Raw genomic sequence first — 9,759 nt, 5'->3', positions numbered from 1 at the left:
GCGGGCCTCGCGGGCCTCCAGCGCGGCCTCACCGGCGGCCGTGCGGGCGGACCGCCGGGGCCGCTCGGAGGCACGTTTGCGTGGCGGTTCCTCGTCCTCGGCGTCATCCTCTGCGGCGTCGGCACCGGTGAGGGCGGACACCTTGGCGGTGACGGTCGACAGCAGCCCGCCGCCGGAGGCGCTGCGCTTGGGCTTGGTCGCTTTCGTGTCCTTGGTGGCCTTCGCGTCGCTGGCCTCTGCGGCCGGTGCGCCCCGCCGTGCCGACATGCCGAGGTACCACCGGCCCATGCCGATGAGCAGCACGGCCGCGGCGGTGAAGAACATCAGCGGGAACCGCTCGATCAGCGGATAACCGCAGTTGATGGCCAGATCCTTGAGCCCGCTGAGCTGCCCGCCGTGGAACAGGAAGTAGGCGCCGGGAACGCTCGCGAACAGGATCAGTGGCGGCTGGATGACGGCGGTGAAGATCGAGTTCTGCCGGACCGCGAGCACCGCGAGCAGACACCCCAGGACGTAGCAGGCGGAGAACACCGCGCTGAGCTGACGGTCGCCCGATCCGGCGTCGAAGGCGAAGCCCACGGCGGTGAACGTGCCCGCCAGCAGCACGGCACCCCACCACGGCACACCCGGGAAATTGGGATGCACAGAGCGATGGTCGGCCGACACCGCCGGCCGGGCGCGCTGTCCTGACACAGGTAGACCGTACCGGCTCCGCAGCGTGCTGCGCTGCCAGCGCGCGCGGGTGCGCGCGCCGTCCTCTGGCAGACTGTGATCCCTGTGGGACTCAACCTCGGAATCGTCGGACTCCCGAACGTCGGAAAGTCGACCCTGTTCAATGCGCTGACGCGCAACAACGTGCTGGCGGCGAACTACCCGTTCGCGACCATCGAACCCAACGAGGGTGTGGTCGCGCTCCCGGATCCTCGGCTCGACGAGCTGGCGAAAATGTTCCACTCCGACAAGATTGTGCACGCGCCGGTGACGTTCGTCGACATCGCCGGCATCGTCAAGGGCGCGTCGGAGGGCGCCGGTCTCGGAAACAAATTCCTGGCCAACATCCGTGAATGCGACGCCATCTGCCAGGTGGTGCGGGTGTTCACCGACGACGACGTCACCCACGTGGACGGCCGGATCGACCCGCGGTCCGACATCGAGGTGATCGAGACCGAACTCATGCTCGCCGACATGCAGACCCTCGAGCGGGCGCTGCCGCGACTGGAGAAGGAAGCCCGCACGCACAAGGACCGCAGGCCCGTGCACGAGGCCGCGCTCGCCGCGCAAGAGGTGCTCAACGACGGCCGGACGCTGTTCGGCGCGAGCTTCGACGCGACGCTGTTGCGCGAGCTGAACCTGTTGACCACCAAGCCGTTCCTGTACGTGTTCAACGCCGACGAGGGAGTGCTGACCGACGACGCGCGGGTGGCCGAACTGCGCGAGCTGGTCGCGCCCGCCGACGCGGTGTTCCTCGACGCCAAGATCGAAGCCGAATTGCAGGAACTCGACGAGGAGTCGGCGGCCGAGCTGTTGGAGTCGATCGGGCAGACCGAACGCGGCCTCGACGCGCTGGCCCGTGCCGGGTTCCACACGCTGAAGCTGCAGACCTTCCTGACGGCCGGGCCCAAGGAGTCGCGGGCATGGACGATCCACCAGGGCGACACCGCGCCGAAGGCCGCAGGCGTCATCCACACCGACTTCGAGAAGGGCTTCATCAAGGCCGAGATCGTGTCCTACGACGACCTGGTGGAGGCCGGCTCGATGGCGGCGGCCAAGTCGGCGGGCAAGGTGCGCATGGAGGGCAAGGACTACGTGATGGCCGACGGCGACGTGGTGGAGTTCCGCTTCAACGTGTAGGTGCGGGCAGCCGACCGGAGTGTCTCCAGATCGAAACGGTCAGTGATCGTGGCCGTGCGGGCGCGCCAAGAACTCCTGATGTCGCGCTTCGACGACACCGGGGTCGAGCGCGCAGACCTCCGCGAGAGCATCCTCGAGCGCCGCCGCCCAACTGCGCCAGTAGGGCCGGGTCGGCGCCTCGCCCACCCGGACCATGAGCCGTTCCCGGAAGTCCGCATAACTGAACACGCGTTGGCTGAGCGCCATCGTCACGCCGAACAGGCGACGCTCCCACGGTGCGTCGAACGCCAATTCCCCGTTGGCTCGCGGAGGTGCTGCCGGGCCCTCGGCGTCGAGAGACACCTCAGCGTCCGGCATCGGCTGCCTCGGAAGCCAGCGCGACACCGATCATCGAGTCACGTGTGACCAGTGGGACCAGTTGTTCCGCCGTCCACCCTTCTGTGTCCGACGGTCGCTGGGGCAGCACGAGGTAGCGCGCTTCGGCCGAACTGTCCCAGACGCGGATACGGATGTCGTCGGAGACGACCAGCCCCATTTCGGCAAGGACCTTGCGTGGCTCGACGACCATGCGCGACCGATACTCCGGCGACTTGTACCAGCTCGGTGGCAGGCCGAGGACAGGCCATGGGTAGCAGGAGCAGAGGGTGCAGACCACAACGTTGTGCACATCGGTGGTGTTCTCGACAATGCGCATGTCCGCGCCTTCTACGCCGCCGAACCCGAGTTCGGCGATGGCCCTGGTGCCGTGGTCCATGAGCCGTTTCCGGAAGGTGTCATCGGTCCAGGCTCGCGCAATCACCTTGGCGCCGTTGAGCGGCCCGACATCCTTCTCATAGTGCTCGATGACCGCGTCGACGGCGGCCGGGTCGATCAGCCCGCGCTCCAGGAGCAACGACTCCAACGCTTCAACGCGGGCGGCGATGGGGTCAGGCTCAGTCATGCCGGCTCCAGATAAGGCTCGAACAACTCGATGCGCACCTCGGTGTTGGGCTCGGCTTCGTCGCCCCACAGTTCGGCTCCGTCGAACATGACCGTGTACAGGTGCTCAGGGGCAGTTGAGCCGGTGGCGAAACGACGGTCGGGGAGGATCGCGGCGCCGCGGTGGTCGGTCACTCGCCCGAGCCGGCCGCTGACGTAATCAGGCTGCTGACTGTGCCCCTCCGCGGGCGCCGGGCGGACCCGCACCGCATCACCGATCTCAAAGCGTGCGGGCCGCTTCGTCTTCTTGTGCGTCCCAATGATCTTCGGTGCCACCCGAGCGTTCATGAGGCGGGGCAGGGTTGGACGCAACGCCACCCGCTGCAGGAACAGGGCCGTGCCCACCACCTTGATCTTTGGAACCGAGCGTTCACCCGAGAGGTACTCGGCGAACATCTGCTCGATGGCAGGGACCCACCGGCGGTAGTACGAGCCGAAGTACTTCTCCGGCGGCAGGAGTGCCAGGTGTCCACGAAACGTGTCGAAATCAGGGCCAAGCAGCGTATGCAGGAAGTAGGTGATGCCGAACACTCGGCGCTCCCAGACCGCGTGGAACACCGGCTCGCTGGGCGTGTGGGCGATCGAGCCGAAGTGCTCGGTCTTACCGCCCAGATCGTGGCTGTTGGGCACGTAGCGAGCGTAGACCCGATCCCCTTCGGGCAATCCCGATCTCGAGGCTCGATTTCCGCTTCAACGTCTGACGTCGAAGTACTGAACCAGGCAGAACTCATGTCCCTCGGGATCCAGCATGTTCAGCACGATCCCTTCGTCGTGGTCATGTCGAACGCCCGAGAAGCGTCCGCCCAGTTCCTCGACTTGCAGACGTCCGGTGTCGATGTCATCGATCTCCACGTCGAGGTGGATGCGCACCTTCGTGGCATTCGGTTCGGGAACGCGCTGAAAGGTGAGTCGGGGTAACGGTCCCGAGCGCGAGCCCACCGTCGCCCAGTCCGAATCGTCCCCGTGCTCGCTCGACGCTGGGATGCCGAGCAGGGCGGCCCAAAAAGTCGACATCCGAATCGGATCGGTGCAATCGATGGTCACTCCAGACCAGCGGTTTGCCATCAATTCTCCCTCCAGCTCATCGCACTCTGCCGCAGGCATGTCGCTCGCAGGGCGAGGGCGGCGTGTGGCCGCACCCGATCGTTGCCCGCTCGTCGCATCCGCTCTATCTCGACGAACCCGACAGCAGAGAGCAGCCTCGACAACTGGTCGATCGGCCAACGGTGAGCCGTGATCACCTTGTGGTCGAACGGTTCGAGTTCGTCGCCCTCGAAGAACCCCACCACCAGAGTCCCATCGTGCTTCATCGACCTACGGAATCCGGCGAGCACCGCGCCGAGTTCGGTGGGCTCACAGTGAATCAGTGAGTACCAGGCGAGAATTCCGCCAAGCGAGTGGTCGGGAACGTCGAGGTCTCGCATCGAGCCGACGGCGAAGTCGAGTTCGGGCCAGTGAGAGCGGGCGCCGTCGATGAAGGCAGGCACCAGGTCGACACCCCTCGCGATCGCACCGAGCTCCGTCAAGTAAGCGGTGAGGTGCCCCGGTCCGCAGCCGACGTCGAGAACTGTGCCGTCGCATCGACCGAGATGCCGGTGCAGGAATTGCAGGTCCTCGGGATCGACATGCTCGACGGCGCCGAACATGTCGATGTAGACGTCAGCGATCTCGGTGTAGCGGCGGCTGATGGTGGCGTCGAGCACAGAGCAGACTCTAGGGGCAAAAGTAGCTCGTGCGGTCTGTGACGTGGTGGAGTTCGGCTTCCACGTGTAGGTGGAGGCTGAGGCATCAGGGCCTGCGGCCGGCCGCATGAAGTGCCCGCGTCTGGGCTGAAGCCCCGGGTAATGGTCCTTGGGTGCAGAGGAAGCGACACCGACGACTGAGCCGACAATTTTCGCGGAGGCCTTTAAAGCGCAAGATTGACGATCATCGGTCTAAGCCGATCATCAGGCAGTACGTTGAACGCGGCCAACCGCAGGCGCTCTTCAACGCGTTCTCGCGGTGGAGAGCGAGGGGCTGATGAAAGACGTTCTGATCGGCGTCGTTGTCTTCGCGATCATCTTCGGCGGCGCAATGCTGGGGATGTTTCTCGGAAAGGTCCTTCCTGATCCGCATTTGAGCACCGAGTCGCGCGACGCCATCAGGACCATAATGGCCATGCTCGGGACGCTTTCGGCGGTGGTGCTCGGCCTTCTCACCGGCTCCTCCATCAGCTCGCTCGCCGAGAAGGAGAGTGAACTAAGAAGTGCGGGCGTTCAATTCATCATGCTCGATCAGACCTTGGCCGAGTACGGGCCGGAGACCGCGCCAATCCGAGCGTTGGCCAAGGATCTGCTTGCACAACGAATTCATCAGATCTGGCCGGAGGAAGGCGGTGCGGTATCGCTCACGGCGCTCAGCAGTGGGGCCGGCATAACTCTGGTTCAGCGTGACGTCTTCGAACTGTCGCCGCGGACGGAACGTCAGCAGTGGCTGCGGTCCAACGCGCTGGAGAGCACCAACACGATTGCCCAGTCGCGGTGGACGACCGTCGAACAAATCGGAAGCCGATTCCCATGGGCGTTCTTCGTCGTCGTCGTGGCGTGGCTGGCGGTGATCTTCGCCAGTTTCGGGCTGTTCGCACCGCGGAACGCGAGCGTGATCGCGGCATTGGTGGTCGCCGCGATTGCACTCGCCGGCCCGATCTTCATGATGCTCGAAATGGATCAGCCTTATGGCGGGCTGGTCAAGATCCCCAGCACTTCTCTGCGCGTCGCCCTGGACCAGATGGGCCGAGCGTAACCGTCCGAAGAACCGAAAGGTCGGCCGGATGAGCCAGGACGATCTGCTGAATGTCTACCGTGCCTACTTGCAGTGCCTCAACGAGCGACAGTGGCCGCGGCTCGGCGAGTTCGTCGCCGATCAGCTGTCTTACAACGGGCGTCGTATGACCCTGCAGGACTACAGGGCGATGTTGGAAGGCGATATCGACGCGATCCCGGATCTGCAGTTCCGGCCGGAGGTCCTCATCGCCGAGGACGACGTCGTGGCGTGCAGGCTGTTCTTCGAATGCACGCCGCGGCACGCCTTTCTGGGCTTCGAGCCAACAGGCGGGCAGGTGTCGTTCCCCGAGCACGTCTTCTACAGGTTCGACGACGATCGTCGCATCGCCGAGGTGCGGTCGGTGATCGACGTGCAGGCCATTCGTGAGCAGGTCTCGCGCGGGCGATAGCGGCGGTCGATCAGTCGCGATGGTCAGCGCCCGTTGACAACCCACGCATCGACATGCGCCGGCAGTCGGGCGAGATGCCTACTCAGTATCCGCTGGTACGCCGTCGACATGACGGCGTCGAGCAGTCGACCGACGGGGCCGCCGAACGCCGGTTCGCCGGTGGCCTGGCAGGTGTAGCGGGTACCCCCGGGAACCTCTTCCAGGGTGTCGACAGTGACGAACGGGAACCTCGACTCCGTCGACCGGAATTCCATCACTCTGGGCGGCTCGAAACGGCTGAACACGCCGGTCCACTCGTAGGTGATGCCGAACAGTCGGGCCGTGCCGTGCCAGACGTCGCCGGGAACGTAGGGCGGTCGCTTCTCGGCGCGGACGGCCACGATCCCCGGCAGCACGTTCGACGTGTTGTCCGGGTCGACGATGTAGTCCCAGACGACCTGCTTGGGATGGGCGATGACGACCGATGCGGTTCCATGAGCCATGACTCACGGTAAATCGACATCGACGCTTCCGGCGTCTGTTCGACCGGCCCCCGAGTCAGCGTGGCGGTGCAGGTGCGGGTGGAAGCGGGATCGAGTACGGGGCACAGGGCCCGAACAGGTCGGGGCGGAACAGCTTCGTCACGACGCATTCACTGTTCACGCCAGGGTATTTCGCGGTGACCGTGCGGACGACCAGGCTCCGCACCTGCTTGTAGAGGTCCGTGGACGCCGTGGTGGCCAGACTCTTAGCCAGGGAGTACATGTTCATACCGGTCCCGGGAACGGGTTGCTTACCGCGTGCCGTGTCGGGGCCGTCCTTGTTCAGCTTCGAGTGGCACTCCTGGAAGCCGGGCGGCGGACCACCGGGGGGACAGCCGTCGAACGGGAACTGGTTGAAGAACAACAGATTGAAATAGCCGGTGTGGAGACTGGCCGGAAAAGCGCCCGGATTGCAGGACGGGAAAAGCGGGGGAGCCAGCCGGTTCGGCTGCCCCGCCGCGATGTTCTCCTCGACCCAGTTCGAGTGTGCGTAGAAGTCCTGCTGGGCGTGCAGTAAGCCGCCGAACGCGGCGCGCGCGGCGGGCCCGTTCACCAACACCGTCGCACCTGGGCCGGCCGGCAGTGACCCGCTGAGGATGACCGGTGAGAAGACGTCCCACGCCCGCTGCGCCTTGGCGCAGACCTCGGCGGGGCTTTTCGAGTTGTCGATGTGTCGCCAGTCATCGAGCGCAAAGGCGTCACTGCCGACGGCGCCCCCGCCGGGCGGCGGCCCGTTGAGGATCTGCGCGATGCCGAGCTGATTGACCTGATCGGCTGGGAGCGCGGCACGCGTGATGCTGTCGTGGTTCTGGATCGCGAATGCCTGTGCGGTCGGCATGGCCAAGCAGCACAATGCGCCGATCAGGCCGGCCACGACGGCTACCGACGCTGCGGCCCGTCCCCGTCGTAGAAATGCGGTCATTCGATCTCCTCCTGGCAACGAAATCGCAACGGAATAGCACGACTCGAAACGTCGCTGCGCTGGCAGGTCAGTACCCGGCGGGCATCAACGGCAAACTCGACGACGATCGGCAGATCGCCGGTACGCGTACGTCCGCTACTCGGGGCACGGCGCGACGACGGCCTCATCGGCGACCAGCTCGCGCGCGATCTCGGCCTGCCGGACCAGGAACGCACCTTCGTCGAGCTTCTTGCGGCGCATCCAGCTGGTGACCTCGGAATTGCACTTGCTGGCGTTGCACGAGCCGCAGCTGGGCACCACGTTCGCCAGCGCGTACCGGCCGCCGCGCGAGATCGGCAGCATGCAGTCCTTCTGCAGCGGTGTGCCATTGGCGCCGCAGTAGGCGCACCCGCCCCAGGCTGACTTCAGAGCGGTCCACTGCTCCGCTGTCAGATCGTGTTCCTGCTCGGCCATCCGCCGGCTGCGTCGGCGCGCGTATCTCGCCGAGCGGGTCCGGCTTCGGGACGGCATGGGCTGAGGCTAGCGCCGGCCGGAGCCTTCGGCCGTGCGGTGCGGGTCGCGTGTCGCGTTCCGCTGATCGCCGGTCTCGAGTTCGTGACGGGCGTAGGGTCCGGCTACCAGCGATGCCGACGGGCGGTGGGTCCATGTCCGGATCTCGTCTCCGAATGACGCGCCTGTGCTGCCTCGCCGGCGCGGTGGTGCTGCTGGCGGCCGGTTGTACGTCGTCCGCCGACGGGCCGACGACACCAACGCCGCCGACGACCGCCACCACCGGCGTGGCGTCGACGGCGCTGAAAACGGTTGACGCGCAATCACTCCGGGCCGTCGTCGAGGCCGCGGCGAAGGAACTCGAGGTTCCCGGCGCGCTGGTCCTGCTGCAGACCCCGCAGGGGAGGTTCGTCGCGCCCTTCGGGACGACTGAGATCGGGGCCATGACGCCGCCCACCCCCGAAACCCACTTCCGGATCGCGTCGAACACCAAGACGATGACCGCCGCGTTGATCGTGCTGCTTGCCCAGGACGGCAAGCTCGCCTTCGACGATCCCGTGTCGAGATTCGTGTCCGACGTGCCGAACGGTGACAACATCACCGTCGCGCAGCTGATGAAGATGCGTACCGGTCTGTACGGCTACACGGGCGATCCGGAGCTGTCGGCGATGATGGACGCCGACCTGGGCCGGGCGTGGACGCCAGGGGAGGTGCTGGCCATCGCCTTCCGTCACCCGCCGAATTTCGCGCCTGACGCCGAATACGAGTACAGCAACACCAATTACGCGCTGCTCGGCCTGGTCGCCGAGAAGGCGGGCGGCCGCCCGCTGGCCCAGCAGTTGCAGGAGAGGCTCTTCGCTCCGGCCGGCATGGCGCAGACCTCGCTGCCCGCCGCTGACGACACCGCCATCCCGGCACCGTTCTCGCACGGCTACATGTACGGCGGCAGCTTCTACGCCCTCGGCGACGATCCCTACCCGCCCGACATGCAGGCCGCCGCGCGGGACGGGTCACTGAAGCCGGTCGACTACACCCACCAGAATTCGTCCTACGCCACCGCCGCCGGGGGCGCCATCTCGACGGCCGACGACCTGGCCACGTGGATGCGCGCACTCGTCTCCGGCCGGATCTTCGATGCCGACCACCACCGCCGATGGCAGGACGCGCTGGAGGCGGAGGATCCGGACGCGCCCGAAGGCCAGAAATACGGGTTCGGCATCTCGTATCAGCGTTTCGGACCGCAGGCCGCGATGTTCTACCACGGCGGTGAGCTGCCGGGATTCAACTCGTTCATGGGCTTCGACGCGGAGAACGACGTCACGCTGGTCATCTGGACGAATCTGACGCTGTCGCCGGACGGCAGGACCACCGCGCAGGCGATGTTGCCGATACTGCTCGACGAGATCTACGCCGGCCTGTCGCTGACGTCGCCGCCCCCGACGACGACGAGGTAGCCGGCGGGACCGGCCGCGTCCACGACCTATGCCGGGCCGATGAGGCAGAATCGCGACGATGACGACGCCCCCGCCGCCACGCCCAGGGCAGCCCGGATGGCGTGGTCGCGGCCAGCCGCCCCAAGATCCGGCGACGCACCGCATTCCGCGGGGCCGGCCGGAACCGCCGACCGAGAGATTCCGCCCGCCTCCGCCACGTCCCGACGCGCCACGCCCACCGGACGCGGGGCGCACCGAGCGGCTGCGCCGGCCGCCGTCACCGGCGGACATGTCGCCCACGCAGGAGATCCGCCGCACGCCGCCGGCCCCGCCAGTACCGCCGCCGGCCCCGCC

At 66.5% G+C, this 9,759-nt stretch carries 13 protein-coding genes and 1 pseudogene; 5 read left to right on the top strand and 9 right to left on the bottom strand.

Going from position 1 to position 9,759, the window contains the following annotated elements:
* Nucleotides 1-645 (bottom strand): DUF6542 domain-containing protein (locus tag H7I41_RS09315; protein WP_372503716.1); only part of this gene is annotated, 645 nt, incomplete at its 3' end.
* Nucleotides 646-777: 132 nt separating this feature from the next.
* On the opposite strand from H7I41_RS09315, the gene ychF reads away from it, so the two are divergent.
* The gene (ychF, locus tag H7I41_RS09310; protein WP_264012296.1) at nucleotides 778-1,851 is read left to right on the top strand and encodes a redox-regulated ATPase YchF; all 1,074 of its coding nucleotides are present in this window, start codon (nucleotides 778-780) and stop codon (nucleotides 1,849-1,851) included.
* A gap of 39 nt (nucleotides 1,852-1,890) precedes the next feature.
* On the opposite strand, the gene H7I41_RS09305 is transcribed toward ychF, so the two are convergent.
* The 5 genes from H7I41_RS09305 to H7I41_RS09285 are packed head-to-tail and all read right to left on the bottom strand — an operon-like array spanning nucleotide 1,891 to nucleotide 4,532.
* Nucleotides 1,891-2,208, bottom strand: coding sequence for an SH3-like domain-containing protein (locus H7I41_RS09305; RefSeq protein WP_264012295.1), 318 nt, complete (start codon nucleotides 2,206-2,208; stop codon nucleotides 1,891-1,893).
* Entirely contained in the window at nucleotides 2,195-2,791 is a 597-nt protein-coding gene (gene nthA / locus H7I41_RS09300; RefSeq protein WP_264012294.1) for a nitrile hydratase subunit alpha, read from the bottom strand. Before nthA ends, H7I41_RS09305 begins: the two co-directional genes overlap by 14 nt.
* Nucleotides 2,788-3,459: an SH3-like domain-containing protein gene (locus tag H7I41_RS09295; protein WP_264012293.1), complete on the bottom strand. Its 672-nt coding sequence runs from the start codon at nucleotides 3,457-3,459 to the stop codon at nucleotides 2,788-2,790. The genes nthA and H7I41_RS09295 overlap by 4 nt, the downstream gene beginning before the upstream one ends.
* Before the next feature lie 60 nt (nucleotides 3,460-3,519).
* The gene (locus H7I41_RS09290) at nucleotides 3,520-3,894 is read right to left on the bottom strand and encodes a VOC family protein (RefSeq protein ID WP_264012292.1); all 375 of its coding nucleotides are present in this window, start codon (nucleotides 3,892-3,894) and stop codon (nucleotides 3,520-3,522) included.
* Complete coding sequence (locus H7I41_RS09285) at nucleotides 3,894-4,532, bottom strand: class I SAM-dependent methyltransferase (RefSeq protein ID WP_264012291.1); 639 nt, start codon at nucleotides 4,530-4,532, stop codon at nucleotides 3,894-3,896. The genes H7I41_RS09290 and H7I41_RS09285 overlap by 1 nt, the downstream gene beginning before the upstream one ends.
* Before the next feature lie 316 nt (nucleotides 4,533-4,848).
* Here H7I41_RS09285 and H7I41_RS09280 point away from each other — a divergent pair, with 316 nt between their 5' ends.
* Both H7I41_RS09280 and H7I41_RS09275 read left to right on the top strand, forming a co-directional pair.
* Nucleotides 4,849-5,610: a bestrophin-like domain gene (locus tag H7I41_RS09280; RefSeq protein ID WP_264012290.1), complete on the top strand. Its 762-nt coding sequence runs from the start codon at nucleotides 4,849-4,851 to the stop codon at nucleotides 5,608-5,610.
* A 28-nt stretch (nucleotides 5,611-5,638) separates the two neighbouring features.
* Nucleotides 5,639-6,040, top strand: a complete 402-nt coding sequence (locus tag H7I41_RS09275) for an ester cyclase (RefSeq protein ID WP_264012289.1) — start codon at nucleotides 5,639-5,641, stop codon at nucleotides 6,038-6,040.
* A 23-nt stretch (nucleotides 6,041-6,063) separates the two neighbouring features.
* Here H7I41_RS09275 and H7I41_RS09270 read toward each other — a convergent pair whose 3' ends face one another.
* From H7I41_RS09270 to H7I41_RS09260, 3 genes are all read right to left on the bottom strand, one after another.
* On the bottom strand, nucleotides 6,064-6,522 hold the full coding sequence (locus H7I41_RS09270; RefSeq protein ID WP_264012288.1) for an SRPBCC family protein: 459 nt from the start codon (nucleotides 6,520-6,522) through the stop codon (nucleotides 6,064-6,066).
* A 55-nt stretch (nucleotides 6,523-6,577) separates the two neighbouring features.
* Nucleotides 6,578-7,483, bottom strand: a complete 906-nt coding sequence (locus H7I41_RS09265) for a hypothetical protein (RefSeq protein WP_264012287.1) — start codon at nucleotides 7,481-7,483, stop codon at nucleotides 6,578-6,580.
* Between the two features lie 135 nt (nucleotides 7,484-7,618).
* Nucleotides 7,619-7,993 (bottom strand): HNH endonuclease, encoded by a 375-nt coding sequence (locus tag H7I41_RS09260; RefSeq protein ID WP_264012286.1) that lies wholly within the window; start codon nucleotides 7,991-7,993, stop codon nucleotides 7,619-7,621.
* Nucleotides 7,994-8,148: 155 nt separating this feature from the next.
* Here H7I41_RS09260 and H7I41_RS09255 point away from each other — a divergent pair, with 155 nt between their 5' ends.
* Together H7I41_RS09255 and H7I41_RS09250 are read left to right on the top strand one after the other, a co-directional pair.
* The gene (locus tag H7I41_RS09255) at nucleotides 8,149-9,426 is read left to right on the top strand and encodes a serine hydrolase domain-containing protein (protein WP_264012285.1); all 1,278 of its coding nucleotides are present in this window, start codon (nucleotides 8,149-8,151) and stop codon (nucleotides 9,424-9,426) included.
* Between the two features lie 39 nt (nucleotides 9,427-9,465).
* Nucleotides 9,466-9,759: pseudogene (locus H7I41_RS09250) on the top strand (hypothetical protein); the annotation flags it as partial.

It is taken from the genome of [Mycobacterium] manitobense, assembly GCF_025821665.1.
GTDB classification, from domain to species: domain Bacteria; phylum Actinomycetota; class Actinomycetes; order Mycobacteriales; family Mycobacteriaceae; genus Mycobacterium; species Mycobacterium arseniciresistens.
Note: the sequence above shows the minus strand (reverse complement) of the source record. Positions and strands in the feature narration are given on the sequence as shown.